The 21,143-nt window shown below is 44.6% G+C and carries 21 protein-coding genes and 1 pseudogene; 10 read left to right on the forward strand and 12 right to left on the reverse strand.

Annotation, left to right across the window (positions count from 1 at the left end; genetic code table 11):
• Positions 1–51 precede the first annotated feature (51 nt).
• The 8 genes from GX654_07430 (at position 52) to GX654_07465 (ending at position 7,553) form a co-directional block, all read left to right on the forward strand.
• On the forward strand, positions 52–1,263 hold the full coding sequence (locus GX654_07430) for a cofactor-independent phosphoglycerate mutase (protein ID NLD36682.1): 1,212 nt from the start codon (positions 52–54) through the stop codon (positions 1,261–1,263).
• Positions 1,260–2,060, forward strand: a complete 801-nt coding sequence (gene thiD / locus GX654_07435; protein ID NLD36683.1) for a bifunctional hydroxymethylpyrimidine kinase/phosphomethylpyrimidine kinase — start codon at positions 1,260–1,262, stop codon at positions 2,058–2,060. Before GX654_07430 ends, thiD begins: the two co-directional genes overlap by 4 nt.
• Position 2,061: 1 nt before the next feature.
• Positions 2,062–2,532, forward strand: coding sequence for a dihydrofolate reductase (locus GX654_07440; protein NLD36684.1), 471 nt, complete (start codon positions 2,062–2,064; stop codon positions 2,530–2,532).
• Between the two features lie 30 nt (positions 2,533–2,562).
• A complete protein-coding gene (locus GX654_07445; protein ID NLD36685.1) occupies positions 2,563–3,003 on the forward strand; it encodes a MarR family transcriptional regulator in 441 nt (146 codons plus the stop codon).
• 153 nt (positions 3,004–3,156) lie between these two features.
• Positions 3,157–3,639, forward strand: coding sequence for an NAD(P)H-dependent oxidoreductase subunit E (locus tag GX654_07450; protein ID NLD36686.1), 483 nt, complete (start codon positions 3,157–3,159; stop codon positions 3,637–3,639).
• 17 nt (positions 3,640–3,656) lie between these two features.
• On the forward strand, positions 3,657–4,037 hold the full coding sequence (locus GX654_07455) for a (2Fe-2S) ferredoxin domain-containing protein (GenBank protein NLD36687.1): 381 nt from the start codon (positions 3,657–3,659) through the stop codon (positions 4,035–4,037).
• A 6-nt stretch (positions 4,038–4,043) separates the two neighbouring features.
• Entirely contained in the window at positions 4,044–5,792 is a 1,749-nt protein-coding gene (locus GX654_07460; protein ID NLD36688.1) for a 4Fe-4S binding protein, read from the forward strand.
• An 18-nt stretch (positions 5,793–5,810) separates the two neighbouring features.
• Positions 5,811–7,553 carry a 2Fe-2S iron-sulfur cluster binding domain-containing protein gene (locus GX654_07465; GenBank protein ID NLD36689.1) on the forward strand — a complete coding sequence of 581 codons (1,743 nt, stop codon included), beginning with the start codon at positions 5,811–5,813 and terminating at the stop codon, positions 7,551–7,553.
• A gap of 75 nt (positions 7,554–7,628) precedes the next feature.
• Here the strand turns inward: GX654_07465 and GX654_07470 are convergent, their stop codons facing one another.
• From GX654_07470 to GX654_07480, 3 genes are read right to left on the reverse strand one after another with little or no spacing between them, the layout of a single operon-like run.
• Entirely contained in the window at positions 7,629–8,411 is a 783-nt protein-coding gene (locus GX654_07470; protein NLD36690.1) for a cyclase family protein, read from the reverse strand.
• A 23-nt stretch (positions 8,412–8,434) separates the two neighbouring features.
• Positions 8,435–9,241 (reverse strand): cyclase family protein, encoded by an 807-nt coding sequence (locus GX654_07475; GenBank protein ID NLD36691.1) that lies wholly within the window; start codon positions 9,239–9,241, stop codon positions 8,435–8,437.
• A 43-nt stretch (positions 9,242–9,284) separates the two neighbouring features.
• Positions 9,285–10,055 carry an SDR family oxidoreductase gene (locus tag GX654_07480; GenBank protein ID NLD36692.1) on the reverse strand — a complete coding sequence of 257 codons (771 nt, stop codon included), beginning with the start codon at positions 10,053–10,055 and terminating at the stop codon, positions 9,285–9,287.
• Positions 10,056–10,305: 250 nt separating this feature from the next.
• Between GX654_07480 and mnmA the strand changes: the two genes are divergently transcribed.
• Positions 10,306–11,385: a tRNA 2-thiouridine(34) synthase MnmA gene (gene mnmA, locus GX654_07485; protein ID NLD36693.1), complete on the forward strand. Its 1,080-nt coding sequence runs from the start codon at positions 10,306–10,308 to the stop codon at positions 11,383–11,385.
• A gap of 100 nt (positions 11,386–11,485) precedes the next feature.
• Here the strand turns inward: mnmA and GX654_07490 are convergent.
• Both GX654_07490 and GX654_07495 read right to left on the reverse strand, forming a co-directional pair.
• Positions 11,486–11,599, reverse strand: a pseudogene (locus tag GX654_07490) (DUF86 domain-containing protein).
• A 6-nt stretch (positions 11,600–11,605) separates the two neighbouring features.
• Positions 11,606–11,773 (reverse strand): DUF86 domain-containing protein, encoded by a 168-nt coding sequence (locus GX654_07495; protein NLD36694.1) that lies wholly within the window; start codon positions 11,771–11,773, stop codon positions 11,606–11,608.
• Between the two features lie 94 nt (positions 11,774–11,867).
• Between GX654_07495 and GX654_07500 the strand changes: the two genes are divergently transcribed.
• The gene (locus tag GX654_07500) at positions 11,868–11,978 is read left to right on the forward strand and encodes an IS110 family transposase (GenBank protein ID NLD36695.1); all 111 of its coding nucleotides are present in this window, start codon (positions 11,868–11,870) and stop codon (positions 11,976–11,978) included.
• Between the two features lie 607 nt (positions 11,979–12,585).
• Here GX654_07500 and GX654_07505 read toward each other — a convergent pair.
• The 7 genes from GX654_07505 to GX654_07535 all read right to left on the reverse strand — a co-directional run bounded on the left by GX654_07505 (position 12,586) and on the right by GX654_07535 (position 20,967).
• Positions 12,586–14,109 (reverse strand): proline--tRNA ligase, encoded by a 1,524-nt coding sequence (locus GX654_07505; GenBank protein NLD36696.1) that lies wholly within the window; start codon positions 14,107–14,109, stop codon positions 12,586–12,588.
• A 16-nt stretch (positions 14,110–14,125) separates the two neighbouring features.
• Positions 14,126–15,877: a single-stranded-DNA-specific exonuclease RecJ gene (recJ, locus tag GX654_07510; protein ID NLD36697.1), complete on the reverse strand. Its 1,752-nt coding sequence runs from the start codon at positions 15,875–15,877 to the stop codon at positions 14,126–14,128.
• A gap of 1 nt (position 15,878) precedes the next feature.
• Positions 15,879–16,622 carry a 3-deoxy-manno-octulosonate cytidylyltransferase gene (gene kdsB, locus GX654_07515; GenBank protein ID NLD36698.1) on the reverse strand — a complete coding sequence of 248 codons (744 nt, stop codon included), beginning with the start codon at positions 16,620–16,622 and terminating at the stop codon, positions 15,879–15,881.
• Between the two features lie 157 nt (positions 16,623–16,779).
• Entirely contained in the window at positions 16,780–17,151 is a 372-nt protein-coding gene (queD, locus tag GX654_07520; GenBank protein ID NLD36699.1) for a 6-carboxytetrahydropterin synthase QueD, read from the reverse strand.
• 90 nt (positions 17,152–17,241) lie between these two features.
• Entirely contained in the window at positions 17,242–17,496 is a 255-nt protein-coding gene (locus GX654_07525) for a hypothetical protein (GenBank protein NLD36700.1), read from the reverse strand.
• A 580-nt stretch (positions 17,497–18,076) separates the two neighbouring features.
• Positions 18,077–18,415, reverse strand: a complete 339-nt coding sequence (locus tag GX654_07530) for an SdpI family protein (GenBank protein NLD36701.1) — start codon at positions 18,413–18,415, stop codon at positions 18,077–18,079.
• Between the two features lie 215 nt (positions 18,416–18,630).
• Positions 18,631–20,967, reverse strand: coding sequence for a hypothetical protein (locus tag GX654_07535; protein ID NLD36702.1), 2,337 nt, complete (start codon positions 20,965–20,967; stop codon positions 18,631–18,633).
• Positions 20,968–21,143 lie beyond the last annotated feature (176 nt).

Raw genomic sequence — 21,143 nt, forward strand, 5'->3', positions numbered from 1 at the left:
AAAACCTATCTCATAATTTATTAAAAATGAATGAAAGCAATAGAAAGCAAAATGATTGATAACAAAACCAAGTACCTTGTTTTAGTTGGCGACGGTATGGCCGACTACCCTATTGATGCGCTGGGCGGCAAGACCCCCCTTGAGGTGGCCCATACCCCAAACATGGACCTCATTGCCTCATGCCGCATAGGTTGCGTAAGGACAATCCCTGATGGCATGGAACCGGGAAGCGATGTGGCAAACCTTTCACTCATGGGTTATGACCCCTCTTTATATCATACAGGGAGGTCTCCCCTTGAGGCGGCGAGCATGGGTGTTACACTCGGTAAAGATGATGTGGCATTCAGGATGAATCTTGTCACCCTCGATAAGAGGTCAGATGATGAGATAATCATGGTGAGTCATAGCTCAGGTGATATCACCACAGCGGAATCCACTGAAATAGTGAATGACCTTAAACATATTATAGAGTCAAAAGAGATAAGCATCTATCCCGGGGTTGCATACAGGCACCTGCTTGTATGGAATAATGGCCCTGAAAAGGCACACACAATACCACCCCATGATGTGCTTGACCAGAACATGGCAGAATATCTTAAAAGCAATGACCCTGTTGTTAAACTTATAAGGAGTTCATGGACATCACTTGAATCGCACCCAGTAAACATTGGCAGAAAAAAGGCGGGGTTAAAAGAGGCAAACTCTATCTGGCTATGGGGGCAGGGAAAGGCGCCGGTTATCCCAACCTTTAAAGAACTATATGGCCTAAATGGTGGGGTCATTTCCGCAGTAGACCTTATCAAAGGCATAGGGCGATACGCAGGGTTTGCACCCATTCATGTTGAGGGTGCAACAGGTTACCTGAACACCAACTACAGGGGTAAGGCACAAGGTGCATTAGATGGTCTGAACAATATGGATTTTGTCTTTGTCCATGTGGAGGCACCTGATGAGGCAGGTCACAATGGTAATTACATGGAAAAGATAGAGGCTATCGAACGCTTTGATAAGGATGTGGTGGGCGTTGCCATTGATGGCCTTAAAAAATTTAACGATTACAGGATCATGGTTGTGAGTGACCATTACACCCCGATCATAAAAAAGACCCATACATCAGAACCAGCCCCATTTGCCTGGGCTACCAGAAAGGAGCTTGATGCTGTAAAGCATGTTAAGGGCTTTACTGAAAAGAATGCCATTAATGGTAACCTGCTCATGACTCCTGGCTACACCCTTATGAAACACTTTCTGGGTGCAGAATGAAAAAGGCCCTTACAATCGCCGGTTCTGACAGTGGCGGAGGGGCAGGCATACAGGCAGATATCAAGACCTTTACTGCCTTTGGTGTGTTCGGCACATCAGCCATAACCGCACTCACCGCACAGAATACCATGGGCGTTCAGGGCATCTCAGAGGTTGACCCTGAGTTTGTAAAACAACAGATAAAAAGTGTGCTGGATGATATTGGAGCTGATGCTGTAAAGACGGGCATGCTTGCAAGCCCTGAGATAGTAAAGGCTGTAGCGGACACATTAAGGGAATATAAAACAAAGAATATCGTGGTTGATCCTGTTATGATTGCAAAAAGCGGTGATGCCCTGCTCTCAAAGGAGGCCTGCAATACGGTCATAAAAGAGTTGATCCCCATAGCTTCTGTGGTTACCCCAAATATCCATGAGGCAGAGGCCATGCTGAACATAAGGATTGAGAACATTGATGACATGAAAAAGGCAGGCGCAATGATAAAAGACATGGGGTGCGGGTTTGTTGTTATCAAGGGCGGACATTTGGGTAGTAAAGATCATATGGCAACTGATGTGGTCTTTAACGGTAAAGAATATTCCCTCTTATCAGAGAAACGTTTTGACACTAAAAACTGTCACGGCACAGGCTGCACCTTCTCCGCCGCTATTGCTGCCGGACTTGCAAAGGGCTATCCTGTAATCAAGGCCATAGAGCAGGCAAAGGCATTTATAACAGCGGCTATCAGGGACAGTTTCAGAATCGGTAATGGCCACGGCCCAACCAACCATTTTACAGGCATGAAAACGGGGTGGTAATATGATAATTTCACTTATGGCAGCAAGGTCAGCAAATAATGTAATAGGTAACAACGCTGAAATCCCCTGGAAGGCAGAGGGAGAGCAGCTCCTCTTTAAAGCCATGACATACAACCACTGGATACTTGTGGGGAGAAAGACTTATGAGGCGATGGGCAGGCTCCCCAACAGGAAATATGCGGTTATTTCCGGCTCGTATGAAGAGAAGACAGGTGAGGATTTATGTTTCTTTAAAACCATAGATAACGCACTGAAATACCTCTCAACTGTTACAGACCTTGTAGTAGTCTCAGGTGGTGGCCAGATCTATGCTGAGATGATATCAAGGGTGGATGTTATACATCTATCTGTTATCCACTGTGAGGTAAAGGGGAATGTATTCTTCCCTGATATTCCAAAAGGATTCAGGATGGTATTCTCGCAGGATTTCAGGTCCAATATTGATTATACATACCAGATATGGACAAAGTAATGATTTACCGGTTATTTTTCAGAGGCTTAAATGAGTGAAGCTCAAAAAATGGATATACCGATAGAAAATGTAACATCTAAAAATCTCAAGCGCGCATATAACATCATGCATGTGGGTACAAACAGGCTCTTTAAAAATACCGGGATAACCGTGGCGCAGTTTGACCTCATGGAGACCATACTTCTCTCTAAAGACCAGGCGCTGTCTGTCCAGGAGCTGACTGAAAAAACCATATGCCTTCAGCCCAATATAACAAGGATGGTTGCCGAGCTTGAAGGCGCAGGGCTGGTGATGCGTAAAAGCGGTGCAGATCGCAGGATTGTAATGGTTCAGCTTACCCCAAAAGGGGCAGAGATGGTTGCTACAATACAAAAACCCCTGTTTGAATTCCATCTATCCCAATATAAAAATTTAACAATAGAAGAACTTCATCTTTTCAATGCCATGCTTGAAAAATTAGCTCAACCCTGATTGTTCAACAATATCAATATGTTATATCTTTTTCACACAATTAAATTGACAGTATATGCGCCTCTCAATTAAGATTTACAGATTCCGAACTTCGATAATGTCCGGGCATAAAAAATTCTATTAGAATCAACAAGATATAGACGGAGGGCATCAATGAAAGAACAATCTAATACATCCTTTACCCTATCACCGGCAGTGCTGGAATATATCGATAAATGGAAGGATAAACCGGGCAATCTAATTATGACGCTTCACAAGGTACAAGAGGAGTATGGATATGTCCCCAGAAGCGCAGCATTACAGCTCACAGAGCTCCTTGATATACCGCTCGCAAAGATATACGGGGTACTTACCTTTTATCACCTGTTCAAGCTCAAAAAACCAGGGAAATACCTGATACAGGTTTGCATCGGTACTGCATGTTACCTGAATGGAGGGGAGGATATCCTGCAGGAGCTTGAACATATCCTGGGCATAGGAGTGAATCAGACAACGCCCGATGAACTCTTTTCAATAGAGGCAGTACGCTGCATAGGCTGCTGCGGTCTTTCGCCTGTCATGAACATAAACGGCGAGATATTCGGCAAACTCAAAAAAGAAGACCTGGCAAAGATCATTGCACAATATAAAAAATAACTCTCCCGGAGGGAATCATGTCAAAACTCAACAGAGAACAATTCAAAAGCCTGAGAGAAAAGCTGAAGGCAGTAAATGAACAGCAAACCGAAATCATAGTCGGCCTGGGGTCATGCGGCATAGCTGCCGGTGCCGCCAAAACTTTTGATGCCTTTCAGAAGGAGATAAAGGCAAAAAGCCTTACAGGGGTGGTTATTCGCAGGACCGGGTGCATGGGGCTTTGCGCATCAGAACCTACAGTAGAGATAAAGGTCCCGGGTATGGCAGATATCATTTATGGATGGGTTACCCCTGAAGTAGCCCGTGATATCGTGCAGAAACATGTAATGAGGCAGATACTTGTCAGTAACTGTATACAGGACAAGACCTTTAAGGATATTTTAAAGGAAGGAGAATAGGGATAAATGTCATTCAATAGATATATTCTAATATACCGGGAGTCAGATGCAGGCGTGGACAAGAATGAAATGCTGTTTGATGCCTTTATGAAGGAGCTGGGTGAAAAGGATCCCTCCAACTCCGTTCAGGTGGTTGACGCGGTAATGAACGGCAAGGCTGATCCTGACAGCACCCTTGTAAAGATCATACCTGATAACATCTATTTTAAATGCAAAGGGACCGATGATGCAAAAAAAATAGTTGAAGATTTCATAATCAATAATAAACCGGTCAAAAATCTTGAGGCAGCAGCAAAGAATATTCAGTGCAGGATAGTACTGAGAAATTGCGGGGTTATAGACCCGGAAAATATAAATGAGTATATTGCGAGAGAAGGTTATTCTGCCCTTGAAAAGGTCTTATTTGATATGACGCCTGTTGAAGTAATAACTGAGATAAAGAAATCGGGTCTCAGGGGCCGCGGCGGGGCAGGGTTCCCGACTGGCAATAAATGGGCCTTTACCCAGCAGGCGGACGGGGATGTCAAGTATGTTGTCTGCAATGCTGATGAGGGTGACCCAGGGGCTTACATGGACAGGAGCACACTTGAGGGTGACCCCCATTCCATAATCGAGGCAATGGCGATCGCAGGCTATGCGGTTGGGGCCAGCAAAGGTTATATTTATATACGCGCCGAATACCCTCTAGCTATAAAAAGGCTTGAGATAGCCATCAGCCAGGCTACTGAAATGGGTCTCATGGGTAAAAATATCATGGGAAGCAATTTTAGTTTTGAAATAGAGATCCGCTACGGGGCAGGCGCATTTGTGTGCGGAGAAGAGACCGCCCTTCTTGCTTCCCTTCAGGGAGAGAGGGGCATGCCAAAGCCAAGGCCGCCTTTCCCGGCAGTAAAGGGCCTATGGGGGAAGCCGACAGTAATTAACAATGTTGAAACCCTGGCGAATATTCCGGTTATTATTATCAAGGGAAGCGCCTGGTTTAACAGTATAGGCACTGATAAATCCAAGGGCACGAAGGTCTTTGCTGTAACCGGCAAGGTTAAGAATTCAGGACTGGTTGAAGTGCCTATGGGCACAACCTTAAGGGATATCATCTTCACCGTAAGCGGCGGCATAGGAAATAACAGAAAATTCAAGGCGGTGCAGACCGGAGGGCCGTCCGGTGGGGTTATCCCTGAAAAATTCCTTGATACACCAATAGATTATGAAAACCTGATATCCCTTGGCTCCATGATGGGGTCTGGCGGTATGATCGTCATGGATGAAGATGACTGTATGGTGGATGTAAACAAGTTCTATCTCCAGTTTTCAGTTGATGAATCATGCGGGAAATGCGCCCCGTGCAGGCTTGGAGGAAGGCAGCTCCTCACCTACTTACAGGACATAGCAAAGGGAAATGGCACTCTTGACGATATAGACAAGATGAAACGCATAGGCAATGCCATGCAGAAGGCATCACTGTGCGGCCTTGGACAGACTACAAGCAACCCCATACAGTCCGCATTAAGATATTTTTATGATGAGTATGAAGAACATATTATAAACAAAAAATGCAGGGCGGGTAAATGCCTTGAGCTATTAACCTATACCATTAATCCTGAAAAATGCTCCAGATGCAGTTTGTGTAAAAGGGCCTGTCCTGTATCGGCAATCAGCGGTGACAGGGAATCAGGGTTTGCAATTGACAACGCCGTCTGTATCAAGTGCGGTGAATGTTACAACAGATGTAAATTTGATGCAATAGACAGGGGATAAGCTATGACCGACACAAAAATGATCAAGGCTAAAATAAATGATATACCGATAGAGGTGCCCGCAGGGACAACAATCCTTGATGCTGCACGGAAGATTCACGTAAATATACCCACCCTGTGCAAGCATCCCGACCTTCACGCTACTGCCGGCTGCGGGATATGCATAGTCAAGGTAAAGGGCAGTAACAAGCTATTAAGGTCATGCTGTACTGATATAAGTGAAGGGATGGAGGTTACCACCCATGATTCGGAGATAATTCAGATCAGGAAGACTGTGCTTGAACTGATCCTCTCGAACCATCCGGATGACTGCCTCCATTGCGGGAGAAATACAAATTGTGAACTGCAAAAACTTGCCGCTCACTTTGTAATCAGGGGCATACCATTTCATAGCTATACAAATTCACTTCCAAAGGATTTTTCAACAGGTAATATTGTCCTTGTTCCCAACAAATGTATCCTGTGCGGCAGATGTGTGGACGTATGCCAGAATATACAGAATGTCTGGGCTCTTAACTTTGTCGGGCGAGGCATCTCCACCAGGATAGCCCCGGCTGGTGATATATTACTTGCAGATTCTCCATGCGTGAGATGCGGTCAGTGTTCTGCACACTGCCCCACAGGCGCGATAGTTGAGTATGACAATACATATGATGTATGGCATGCCCTGCATGACAGGGAAAAATACTGTATTGTGCAGATCGCCCCGGCCGTAAGGGTGGCAATAGGTGAGGCATTCGGATATGAGCCTGGCGAATTGCTTACCAAAAAGCTTTATGCTGTGTTGAAAAAGCTGGGCTTTAAAGCGGTATTTGATACAAATTTCAGCGCAGACGTAACAATAATAGAAGAGGCCACCGAATTTGTAAGCAGGTTTACAAAAGGAGGCACTCTGCCACTTATCACATCATGCTGCCCGGCATGGGTAGACTTTATGGAAAAATATCAGTCTGACATGATCGATAATTTTTCAACCTGCAAATCACCCCAGCAGATGATGGGGGCACTCACCAAGACATACTTTGCAGAAAAAGAGGGCATTGACCCCAAAAAGATTTTCATGGTCTCAATAATGCCCTGCACTGCAAAAAAATATGAGATTACAAGGACTGTGGACATGTCAGCATCAGGCATCCAGGATACTGACATAGTACTCACCACCAGGGAGCTGTCCAGGATGATTAAACAGTCAGGTATAGATTTCAAGAATCTGCCGGGTGATGATCCGGATCATATAATGGGAGACTATTCAGGTGCAGGCACAATATTTGCGGCTACCGGCGGCGTTATGGAGGCGGCCATACGAACCGCATACTATTATGTTACAGGAGAGAACCTCAAGGATGTCAATGTTGAGGCTGTCCGGGGTCTCAAGGGGGTAAAAGAGGGCGTTATTGATATCAAGGGCACGAAGGTAAAGGTGGCGGTTGCCCATGGCCTCGGAAATGTGGAATATGTGCTTAATAAGGTAAAAGAGGCAAAACAAAAAGGCGAAGAGCCCCCGTATCATTTTATAGAGGTCATGGCCTGCCCCGGAGGATGCGTGGGCGGTGGTGGCCAGCCTTATGGAGTTACAGACTATTTGAGGACCGAGAGGGCAGCGGGTATTTATAAGGATGATGCAAATCAGCAGATAAGATGTTCACATGATAACCCCATGATAAAGAAGCTGTATCAGGAGTTTATTGGTGAACCAGGCAGTAAAAAGGCGCACCATCTGCTGCACACCCATTATGAGTCAAAACCCGTTTATATAAAGTAGTATTAGATTCATATTGAGATAAAAAAAGTGGGGCTGCTTTTTTAAAAGCAGCCCCACTTTTTTATTTATTTAAATCTATTTACCTGTCTCAAAGCGGAACTTCTGATCCGGGTCAACAATAGCGAGCACTCTTACAATAGAGCCATCACCGCCGGGCCAGCGCCAGGGGAATGCCATAAAGAAGCATCTCTTGCCTGTTACCTTGTCAAGGTCGCCCCCAATATTTTCTATGCCCGGAATACCGCCCTTGACCATCAGTGTCTTGTGGCCGGCCTCCCAGTCAGGAAAATCAACCTTGGGATCCCTGCCATATTCCTTTTTCCATTCTTCTATAAGATGGGGCTGTGTTGGGCCAAGGCCGTGATCCACAAGCTTTGTGGCAATTGGATGGTCGTTTGCCTGGTGGCCGTATCCGACAAGTTTTATCTTTTTATCAACAAGCCACTGGGCTCCTTCGCGATAGATACCGCAGCCATATGCAAAGTATTCGTCAGTATCAGCCCATTTGTGATGGAAGCCGGTATTGATCATTACAATATCACCCTCCTGTATCTTCGGGCGTGCATTCTCAAGATCTTCCGGTGTGATAACACCCCACTTGCCTTTGGGTATAGAGACTGCAACACCGGTGCCACAGAGCCGCCACAGGGGGTAATCATTAATGCTTGGTGTGTTTTCAGTAACATGAATAGGCGCATCCATATGGGTGCAGCGATGCATTATACCTTCCCATCTCACTTCATACAGCCCGTCCTTGGCGTGGAATTTATTTACCGACACATTGACACTCGGTGTCGATGGCCATTCAGGCATGAATTGATGGAACGGATGACTCAAATTATATATTTCAAGGCTCATAATATCCTTCCTTTCCTTTAAGATTATTCTTTACCAGATGGAATCTGGAAACTGCCGCTTGGATCAGTCATGGCTACGACCCTTACAGGGCATGCGTCACCGTATTTGAATTTCCAGGGCATTGCAGTGAGTGTTACCCTTTTGCCAAGTAACTCATCCACATCTCCGCCGATCTGCTCAACAGTAGGGATATTGGCGCCAAGAAGTATTTTGTGTGCCACATTCCATTCGCCATGTTCTTTTTTGGGGTCCTTACCTGTTGCCTTCTGATATTCACCAGCAAGCCGTCTCATGGCAGGTCCTCCTCGATGCGGCCCAAGTGATGTGGCAAGGGGGTGATCTATCTGCTGGGTATCAACCATAACCATCTTTACTCCCTTATCAACAAGAAAAAGGGCTGCATCCTTGGTCAGGCCCGGGGATTCTCCATAATATTCCAGTGCGTCTGAATATCTATGGTGCCACCCGGTTACAATAACGACTATATCATCCTTTTTAACCTCAGGCTTTGCAGCCTTAAGATCCTCTGCGGTTATTGTCTCATAACTGCCTTTGGGTATGCTTAAGACAACACCGTTTCCGAAAAGCCTATCTTCCGGGACCTCTGAAAGATCCGCGCCGCGCTGTATCATATGGATAGGGGCGTTCATGTGAGTGCCGGTATGCATTACAGTATTTATTCTCCATGCAAGTACGCCATGCTGGGCATGTTTGACAGCGCGCACCATCTTGACATCTTCCTGCCCTGGATATGAAGGCACGCCGTGTCCCCATACATGACTCAATTCATACAATTGGAACCCTGAATAGGGGTCAGTAACAAAAGACATATTTACCTCTCTTAAAATAAAGTTAATTCTGAGCGACCACCTGTTAAGAGGCTGTCGCGCCACCATCTATAAAAATTGTCTGCCCTGTGACAAACCCTGCCGCATCTGAAGCAAGAAAGACCACCGGCCCTACCATGTCTTCCACCTGTGCAAGCCTTCCAAGGGGAATGAGCGCCTTGTATTTCTCTGCAAGCTCAGGATCCTTCTGTATATGAATGGTGCCCGGTGTAATAACCAAAGAAGGGCCAATGGCATTAACTCGAACATTAAATGGGGCCAGTTCAATAGCAAGGGTTTTTGTAATCAGCTCAACAGCGCCCTTTGTGCCGCAATAGGCAGAATTACCGCCTGTGTAACCGCGGATGCCTCGTACAGAGGAGAGATTGATGATGCTTCCCTTTTTATTCTCCTTCATAAGGCTGCCCACATGTTTACAGCAGATCATGGTTCCTTTTACATTTACATTAAACATCTTGTCCCAGTCTTCCATAGGGAATTCAAGTGCCGGCCTTTTGAGATTAATGCCCATTGAATTTACGCATATGTCAATGGTGCCAAACTTTTCCACAACCGCATTGATCATCTTTGCCACGCTTTCTTCGTCAGTGACATTGACATAATGTCCGATTGCATCATTGCCTGTCTCTGCTTTCAATTCAGCAGCCTTTTCCTGCAGTATCTTCTCATCTAGCATATCAGCAATAACAATTTTTGCGCCTGCCTTGCTCAACCCCAGGCACAAACCGCCGCCGATACCGCCTGCCCCACCGTTGATCAGTGCGACCCTTCCATCTAGTCTGAATTGATCCGACATCTACATCTCCTCCTCATAAAAATAAAATTTAACTGCCATATATTATGCATATGGTAATTTTCGCTAATTAAAATTTCATACAGTTATTTCAAACGACTGTTTAAATGTCAAGAATCTTTTTATTTTTTAATATTAGCTTTTCTCTTATACATGCATAATATCTCGATATTTTTAAAATAATCTATGGAAAACCTATCCTGAATAGATTATAGGAATGAACGGAGAATATATATAAAGGATTATATGTTAGATGGGTAATAATAAAACAAAAGTGGCAATCGGCGTAAGCGGTGGTGTGGATTCCTCCGTAACAGCCGCGCTTCTTAAAAGGGAAGGTTTTGAATTATGCGGCCTTTCCATGCAGATATATGATGAGGGTATAAAGATAGATACAGCAGGAAAAAATGCCTGTTATGGCCCTAACAAAGAGAATGACCTGGCCTCAGCCAGGGCAATCTGCGACACCCTTCAAATCCCGTTTCATGTTATTGATCTGAGGCAGGAGTTTACTGAAAATGTTATAGAATATTTCAGGTATGAGTATCTTGCGGGCAGGACCCCAAACCCATGCATAGTGTGTAACCGTAAGCTTAAATTTGGATTTCTGCTAGATAAGGCATTGGAATCTGGCATCGGGTTTGACAGGTTTGCGACAGGGCACTATGCAAGGATAGTTGAAAAAAACGGGCGATACCTCCTTAAAAAACCTGTAGATACATCAAAGGATCAGACCTATTTTCTATACTCCCTGTCCCAACACCAGTTGAGCCGAACCCTGTTCCCGCTTGGTGAATACACAAAAAATGAGGTGCGCGAGATCGCAAGGTCTTTAGATCTCCATACATCTGAGAGGCCTGAAAGCCAGGACTTTATCTCAGGTGGTGACTACACCCCATTTTTCAATAAAGAGGATATAAGAGGCGGTGATATTGTAGATAAAGAAGGGAAGGTGCTGGGAAGGCACAGGGGTATCATCTACTATACCATTGGGCAGCGAAAGGGATTAGGCATAGCTGCGCCTAACCCCCTTTATGTATCTTATATTGATGTAAAAAATAACCGCATCATTGTAAGTGATCAGTCTGATATCATGTCAAAGGAGATGACAGTAAAGGATATTAACCTGATCTCAGTAGATACACTTGATGACCCTGTAAAGACAGATGTAAAGATCAGGGTGCAGCACAGGGCAGCCCCTGCTGTGGTTTCAGGTATTGGCGATGGTAAGGCGATAGTAGTCTTTGATGAGCCCCAGCTTGCCATAACACCGGGCCAGTCTGCTGTGTTTTATGTTGATGATGTTGTGCTTGGTGGTGGGGTGATAGAATAAAAAAAAGGTGCAGGGCTCAGGGCGCAGGGTTCAGGGTCTCTCCTTGTGCCTTGCGCCATGCGCCTTGTATCTGTTTCCAAATGCTGTTCACTGAGGCAATCTAATCACGTTCTATTACCAGGAGTTGATTCAGGGGTTGCACAATACCGGGCAGATCATTTTGAATCGTATCCCAGAGGATTTCTTCACTTACACCAAAATACTCATGAACGACGAAATTTCACATGGCCCGCATATCAGCCCACGGAATCTGGGGATGACAATGAGATATTTCTTCCGGTACCATGTTTGCCGCTTCACCTATTATTGTGAATCTACGAACTACCGCATCAATGGTCCGCCTGTCATTAGCAAAGTCAGTAAAAGGACATACCTTCTGTATAGTCATTAACAGCATCAATGGCTTCAAGGATGTCCTGAATCGTGAACTTCCAACACCTAGATGGCATAAACTGCCTCCTCCATGATGCTATTTTTCAGGCATTAGTCCTACCCCATATTTCAGTGGAGATAGTAAAAGGAAACAAGGAATCAGTAAAGCTGGAAACCGGCGAGTCAGGGCAATAATTGTTGAGATCTCATGGGGTGGTTAAGATACCAAAAGGAAAGCAAGCTGACTAGATGGTTTAATGAGAGATTTGCAAGTGGAGGAAAACGAATGAAGCGAATCGGGATAGTGGCGTTAGCGAGGAAGCTTCTAATTGATATATGGAGATATATTGAACATGGAGTAATACCTGAGGGAGCTGTTGTAGCTTAAGGGAGGCTCAATAATAAACAATAAAATGGAACAACTGATTTAAGCTGGTAGTTGGTGGAGGAGCCCGACGTGCCCCTTGGTATAAATAAATACCGTTTTCGTAGATGGGGCTCCTTCATCACCGGTTTAACAAAGCCAGAGGGCGTATGTAGTATTGGGTGATCGATTTATCGACACAGATAGAAGGTTGTTATAATCTCATAAGAGATTTATACATTAAAAGAACCGGGCCAACGAAGTAATAAAGTCAGTGTTTGAAAATTTAAGAGATACCGTTCACATGGCCTAAGGCTAGAGGTATGGTTAAAATTATTTTTAATACTAAATTGGCTTGACAAGTGGTCCCATAGAAGGGGCACGCCGCAGCGTGCCCGTGGTGGCATTGCGCCAGGTACGACTAAAGGGCACGGTGCGCCGTGCCCCTACAATCGTTTTGACACCTAATAGGATTTCGCAAACAATACCCTCTGCGTGCTCTTTTTACCGGTAAAAATACATGTTCCCTCTTCACCCGAAACATCAAAGGGTATATTCCTTATGGAAACGCCATACTCCTTTGCGATCTCCTCCTCAAGGGCCTTTTCGCCGCACCAGTGGGCATAAGCAAATCCGCCGTGGATCTCAGGCTGATCAGTGTTTTTAGGCGTAAAAAAGGATATAAAATCGTCTTTACTGTCTATCTTTACACTGTTTTCATCACGGTAAGACACCGCCTTATCAAGCATGCTTTTCTGAATATCCACAAGGGTCTCCGCTATCCTGTTCAGGAATTCTTCCCTGTCCATACCCTTTCTCTCTTTTCTATCCTGATCCCTTCTACCTGTATACACGCTGCCGCTTTCCACCTCTTTGGGGCCTATTTCAACTGTAACCGGCACACCCTTTTTTACCCATGACCATGCCTTTTCGCCTCCCTGCATATCCCTTTTATCCAGCTCTGCACGGATCGGTTCACCATCATAATATTTTGCCTTAATGGCCTTTAACAGGGCTTCGCAATACTCCATTACCTTCCCCCTGTTTTCATCCTTGTGCAGGACAGGCAATATAACCACGTGAAGAGGTGCAAGCCTCGGGGGGACAATCAGGCCGTTATCATCGCTATGGGTCATGATAAGCCCGCCTATGAGCCTTGTCGATACGCCCCATGAGGTTGTCCATGCATACTCTTCTTTGCCCTGTTCGGATAAAAATTTAATCTGGGATGACTTTGCAAAGTTCTGGCCCAGAAAATGGGAAGTGCCAGCCTGGAGTGCCTTCCTATCCTGCATCATTGCCTCTATGCTGTAGGTGGCAACCGCCCCGGGAAACCTCTCAGCCTCGCTCTTTTCTCCTTTTAAGGCAGGAATGGCCATGTAGTTATGGGCAAAGTCTTCATACACATCAAGCATCTTCATGGTCTCTATCCTGGCCTCTTCTGCTGTTGCATGGGCTGTGTGCCCCTCCTGCCATAAGAATTCAGCTGTTCGCAAAAATATCCTGGGCCTCATCTCCCACCTTACCACGTTTGCCCACTGGTTTATGAGTATGGGAAGGTCACGGTATGACTGCACCCATTTTGCATACATCTCACCTATTATGGTTTCTGATGTAGGTCTTATGATAAGCGGCTCTTCAAGCTCTCCAGCAGGTCTGAGTCTACCGTCAGGCCCTGCCTCAAGCCTGTGGTGGGTAACAACCGCGCACTCCTTTGCAAAACCCTCAACATGGTCTGCCTCCTTTTGGAGATAGCTTAATGGGATAAAGAGCGGGAAATAGGCGTTGACATGGCCTGTCTCTTTGAACATCCTGTCAAGGTGCTTCTGAATATTCTCCCATATGGTCCACCCCCAGGGCTTTATTACCATACACCCACGCACAGGGGAATTCTGCGCCATGTCTGCTGCCTTGATTACCTGCTGATACCATTCGGGATAGTTTTCCTCCCTGGTAGGCGTTATTGCTGTCTTCTGTCTGTTACCCATTATATGCTCCAAAAAATTAGTTTTTTAATATATCTGTTCTTAATCTGGTTGATTTGTTTGCCGGTTCAATATCCAGCAGCCTGAGCTGTACCCTTTCAGAACCGTTCCATCTGTTTATCTCAGGGGTATAGACCATGTTGACCAAGCTCCCCTGAATATTTACATGGGCGACTGCAAGGTTGAAGCCTATAACCTCATGAATTATATCTCCCTGTCTTACCCTGAGCTTGAGGTGATTCTCGCCAACAACCCTTGAATCAATAACCTCAATATTACCCGAATAGAATACCGGTTCAGGGTTACCCGAACCGAACGGTTCAAGGGTGCGTATATCATTTACACTATCTATTGTCAGTTGATTTAGCATGAGGCGGTCATCAACAATAATAGCCGGGACAAGGTCTTCATCTTTGATGGTTTTTACAGCAAGCTCTTCAAGTTCCTGTGCAAAGGTTTCAATATTATGGCTCTCAAGGGTGCAGCCGGCAGCATGGTAGTGTCCCCCGAATTTTTTAAGAAGATGCTTTAGAGTGGTCAAAGACTCATGTAGGTTGAAGCCGTCTATGCTTCTGCCTGAGCCGGAGGCTATGCCATTTTTTACAGTCAAAACGATCGTTGGCTTGTGGTACTTTTCAAGTATCTTTGATGCCACGATTCCAAGCACCCCCTTGTGCCACCCCTGCTTTGAAAAGAGGAGAGTCCTTTTTCCGTCTATATCCATGGAAGGGATAATGTTTGTCTCTATGTCCTCTACTATAGCGCCTTCTATCTTCTGACGTTCACTGTTCATGCTGTTCAGTTCCCTTGCGGTATTCAGTGCGATAGAGTAGTTGTCTGTAACTAGGGAGAGGATGGCGGCTTTGTTATCTCCTATGCGTCCGGGCGCGTTAAACCTTGGGGCAAGTTTGAATGCCATATCCGCTGCTGACATTTGCTGGTTTTCAAGACCGCATATCTTTTTCATCGCCTCTATGCCGAGCCATCTTGATGACCTGATGGCCTCTATCCCTGCTGTAACTATTATCCTGTTCTGCCCGGTAAGGGGCACCATATCGGCTATTGTCCCAAGTGCAACAAGGTCAAGGTAGTGCCTCAGATCAGGCTCTGATGCCTGCCTGAACCACCCCTTTTTCCTTATGCTTTGCCTTATGCCGACTGCCAGAAAAAAGGCAACCCCTACACCGGCAAGTGACCTGAATGAAAAGGTTGAATCGGCCCGGTTAGGGTTGATCACTGGGCACAAAGGTTCAAAATCATCAGGTATCTGATGGTGGTCTGTTACCACTACATCCATTCCCAGTGATTTTGCATATTCTATCTCCTTTTTATTGGATACACCGCAATCCACTGTAATAATAAGCCTGACATTTTCACCATGAAGCATCTCTATGGCCTTTGCGTTAAGGCTGTAACCCTCCTCAATACGGTCAGGGATATAGTAGAGCACTGGGATGCCAAGCTCAGTGAAAAAATTTACCAGCACCGCGGTGGCAGTAAGGCCGTCAGCATCATAGTCCCCGAATATGGCGATTTTAACCTGCCTTTCTATTGCAGAGATGATGAGGGCTGTGCCCTCTTCCATATCCTTTAAAAGCATCGGGTCAATAAGCCCAGATAATTTAGGGGAGAGAAATGAGTCGATTTCCTTGGCGTTGATTATACCGCGGTTTATTAAAAGCCTGGCCTTTACTGCTGAGATGCCTGTTTCACAGGATAGTTTCTGGCTGTTTTCAGAAGATGGCAGTAATCTCCATATCTTTTCTGTCATGTTAATCTTTTAAACTTTCAAGAAGTTTTTCCACCTTTTTGATATCGTCAGGTGTATCAACCTCAATGGAGTCATAACCCGTTTCAACCATCTTTATCCTGAAACCGTTTTCAATGGCCCTGAGAGGTTCAAGTTTTTCAGCGTTTTCAAACCGTGCTACCGGAAGCCTTTTGAACTCAAGGATAAAACCTTTTCTGTAGGCATAAAAGCCCAGGTGTTTGTAATAATCCTGATTAGCGCTTTTTTCACGGTAAAAGGGGATTGCACAGCGTGAAAAATATATGGCAAAACCATTGTTATCGGTAACAACCTTTACAATATTGCTGTTATCGATCTCGTTAGGGTCGGTTATCCTGTACATCACCGTGCCCATTGGTATTGTTTTATCATCAACAAGGGGTTTTACCATCTGTGAGATTATGGAAGAGCTGAACAGGGGCTGGTCTCCCTGGATGTTTACAACAATATCATCATCCTTGAGCCCCAGAATCTCCACAGCCTCGGCGATCCTGTCAGTGCCGGATGGATGCTCTTTTCCTGTCATGACCGCCTTACCACCAAACCCCTTTACGCAATCCATTATTCTTTCATCGTCTGTCACCACATAAACATCAGAGATATCAGGGCATTTAAGGGCACAGCCGCATGCATGCTGGATCATGGGTTTGCCGGCAATCATGGCCAGGGGTTTACCGGGAAACCTGCTTGAACTGTACCGTGATGGTATAAAGGCTATTATAGACATAAAAATCCAAAAAAATGAAAAAATAAGGTGCAGGGCTCAAGACGCAGGGCGCAGGGTATAGGATCTTTGTCTTTCCCGGCGCCCTGTGCCTTGAGCCAGTTTTCACTGGCCTCTAGCTGTTAAATTTCTAAAAAGTATAATCTTCCAATATATTTTTTTATTGTGCGGAATAGGTCGCACATGCATTGTCAGATTCCCAGGCAGTTACCCTGCTTATCCTGATCCGATTATCGTTTATTTTTTCTGACAGTTCATCATAGATATATTTTGCAATATTCTCTGATGAGGGGTTTATCTCTGTAAAACACTCGATCTCATTTAAAAATTTATGGTCAAGCATCTCAATGATTTCATTTGTATGCTCTTTCAGTATCTTGAAATCGACAAGCATGCCGCAGTCATCAAGCTTTTCACCCTTCACAAACACCTCTATCTTCCAGTTGTGCCCGTGAAGGAATTCGCATTTGCCATTATAGTTCCTCAACTGGTGGGCCGCACCGAATTGGGTAATTATCTTAAGTTCATACATGGGTAAACCTCTATATTTTTGTTACATACTAATACCACGCCTGACAGATTTATGATCAGGCACAGGGCTCAAGGCACAGGGTCTTTATGCCTAGGGTTCTGCGGGTTTGCCGCATTCACAGCACTTTCCGTCTATTATGATCCCGGTACATGCGCCGTCAGGGCAGAGTATCCTGTCATCCAAATCCAGGTTGTCATCATCCTCATCTGATATCCCGGCAGCCTCATCCTTGAGTTTATACCCGCAGTTGATACAGTAGATGCCTTCCTCCGGCGTTGATTCACCGCATCCGGGGCAAACAATGCCCTCTATCTCATGGTTGCATTCACGACATTTTATTATCATTTCAGACCCTTTATTAAGGTTAATTTTTATCCAAAAAGTATTGAATTAATAATATATTACAGCTCAATATGTCAATCCCTGATACAGTATCTGAAAAAATAATCATCGCTAATTCACATAAAAGTAATTCCGGTCAGCCAGCATTACTTTTATAGTTCTGCTAATAGATATTAATTCTTTCTTTTGCTTTCAACTACAGAGTTGGTTGAAATGGAAACATGTCCTGTTAGCACAGGTGTGACACACCAAATTTGGACTAAAAAGATATAAAAAGATAATGAGACTATCGGTAATGTGAATGATTATGTAAGGGAACTTAGAAAAGGAAGGTAAGAGTACATCCCAACCGATCTTAACTGCCAATGACAGGCATTATTCTATAATGAAAGAGATACAAATCAAGAAATTCCGGCATTGAAAATAAATCAATTCCCAGGCAGAGACTAATGTCTCTGACCCCGCCCAAAGAGCGGGGTCAAAAGACACAGGAATTATTTAGCCGGGACTATGAACCGCCGATAAAACTGTTAAAAGCTATGATCTCTTTGTCATTTTCATCTCCCTGTAAAAAGTTTTTATATTAAAGTTTACGCGCATACATGTAAGACGTGACTGCCGGTACAAGAATTATTAATGGCGCAAGTAGTCCTGGGAAAAATAAAATACTTTTTTGGTCAATGGGTAGAAAGATGGTGACAATCCCCAGCAAAGCAAGAACTGCTGACCATATTATAAGCTGCTTGCCGCCGTATTTGTTTATCCTGTACCAGTTTTCATCCGACTCGAATGATTTTTTAAACCTGATGCCATACCACCTGTTCATAGGCATTTCACCTCTGATCAGCGGGATACTGATCATGGCTATTACCAGTGCTATAAAAATATGGGATGCTCCTAACATTACACTTGTTGAAGTCATTATCTCCTCCGTATGGAAATTTACATCTTAAGGATACCTGTCAGATAACTAATGATTATCAGGGAGAGCGTCTGGCTGATAAAAAGACCCATTAGGGTTGGCACAACCCAATATCTATTTAGTTGATGTATGAAAAGGGAAATGATTATTTAGATCCACCCCTGGCAAAATAAATAATCATTCCCTAATACTGTCTCTTAGTAATTATCATCATACTAATCGTCTTCCAGAAGAAGCATCAGAACCCCGGGTAATACTTTAGGCTTGAAGACCGCTGTAAGTTTTCGCACCCTGTTTGCTGTGAAGGTATAGGTTTCTTCTGTGGAAACAATAAAGCTGCCCTGAAATCCATCCCAGGTTTCTATCCAGTGAGAAAAGGTGAACCCGGATTCTGGAGTAGCAGTAAGGGTTACACTTTCATTATGACTGTAAGTCCCTTCTCCTGTAATGGTCCCATGATTTGTGTTACGAGCGGAGGCGGCAATAAAATACTGGCTCTGCTCCTGACTGAAGTTAGCCTGTAGATTGACATCGGCTGTAGCTGAAAATGAATAGGAAGGACTGTTGGAGACAACCGTGCTTCCATTAGTCCAGTGTACAAAGATATATCCTGTGGAGGCGGTTGCCTCTACTGTAACAGGCGAATTATAAGCGTAGGTACCGGCGCCAGAGACTGTGCCGCCTTGTACAGGGTTGGCGACTGTACCTACATTATACTCCAGATAATATTCATAAGCACCCATATCATACTTTGTACTATTAGGGCGCGGCCTGTTTTTCAGGTCTATTTCTGCACCGGTGTCACATGCATTGATGGCTGGAGAGCCTGCCTGAAGATGGTAATTCCCATCATCACCGGGAGATACAAAAAGAGGGTTCGAATTAACACCGGCATTTCCACCATCATCAATATTGCAGCTGTAACTCGCAGGCGCGATTGTGAAACCTGGCATCCCATTATTGCCCCAGGCAATATTATTTGTTGCCAGAGTGGCCTCCCCGGAAAATCCTGACCCGCCAACATTATCGGTCATTGTTGTATGGGTTATTGTAAAGGCCCCATTGGATCTTCGAATGCCGGCCCCAAGTTCCCAAGCTACTATATTGTGATGAATCAGACAATTTGAAACATCTGCCGATGCGCCCGATCCTGTCTGATAGATGGCCCCGCCAATGTATGCGCTGTTATGGTGCAGATATGTCTGTTTTACTTCAAGTGTGCTGCTGTCATTATATATTGCGCCGCCATAACCAGAATTATTATTATCGCTGTCAGCTATATTGCTATAGAGGCTGCTTGCCTCTCCGTTGTGCGGGTTAACATGGGTAGACATGGGAATAATAGGCGGATTAAAAGAAAGGACATGGGCATTGGATTTATGTAAACTGGTGGCTATTATTGTTTCAGAAAAATATGATGAAAGGTTTGCATATATCTTTACAGTAGAAGCGCCTGATGCTGCAATAGCCCCGCCATTTAGGGTAGCCTTGTTGTTATAAAAATTACAGTTGTCCGCATTCAGGGTGCTGTTGTTCAGGTATATTGCGCCGCCTGACCCATTTGTAGCATAGTTACCAAGAGGAGTATCTCCAAATTCTGCGCCATCACATTCAACCCTCGGACTATCCGTTGCGTATATTGCACCGCCATTAGCAGCCCAATTTGAAAGAACCTTTGGAAGGGTATTATAATAATCATCAAACCATACGCGTGAACCATTTGAAAGATAATAAGCCCCGCCATTCCCATTTGCATTATTGCCATCTATGAAAAGCTGCCCATAACTATCAAAATATCCGCCATTATTGGCAAAGAATGCGCCTCCATTTCCTCCGGCATGATTATCAAAAACATTTAAGTCATTACCTTTTGTTGCATGCAATTTCAAGGTGCTGTTATTATTCAGATATACTGCACCGCCGTGAATATCGGCATCATTATTGGCAATCAAATTTGTATCACCTTCTGCACTGAAGCTTGTAATACCTGTGCCGGTTATTGCAAGCGCACCGCCATTACCGCTTGCACTGTTATTTTCAATGCCCCATGATCCTGTAAAATCAATAGTCCCACCTGCCTGATAGATGGCTCCGCCATCAACACCAGCAGAATTTTGTATTATTATAGTGTTATCTAAAAAATTGATATCCCCGGAAGCCAAAAAGATTGCGCCGCCATATGATGCCTCATTATTGAGGATTGTAGTATTTGTAAGATTCACCGTGCTGCTAGCTACATAAATTCCAGCGCCGTTAACCGCCTGATTTTTTAGAGTCGGACCGACTTGCCCCACATTCGCATTATTCAGCGAGAGGACACTGTTGTTAGTCAGATAAATAGCACCTCCGTTGTTACTGGCAATGTTTTGTCTAAAAGTCACAGAATATCCATCATTGGTGATGGTCGAACTGTCCGCATATATCCCCGCACCGTCATATGCCTGATTGAGATAATAAATAAAAACATTGCCGGTCAATGTTATATTGCCATTATTGTAGACATGAATAGCTCCTCCCTTGCCTTCAGCCGCAGTAGCCTGATTCAGATACATATCTGATTGGATGAGATTAACTGTTCCTCCGGGTACTGAGAGGCCGCCACCGTTGAAGCTGTCGAAAAAGTACTAAAGGTATTGAAAAATTATTGAATGAACCGCTGGATATGATAAAGTGCAGTCATCCTTCAACGATCTTTCCAGCGGAGCGATAGATGGCACGATACAAAGAG

The organism is Desulfatiglans sp. (assembly GCA_012513605.1).
In the GTDB taxonomy this organism is placed as follows: domain Bacteria; phylum Desulfobacterota; class DSM-4660; order Desulfatiglandales; family HGW-15; genus JAAZBV01.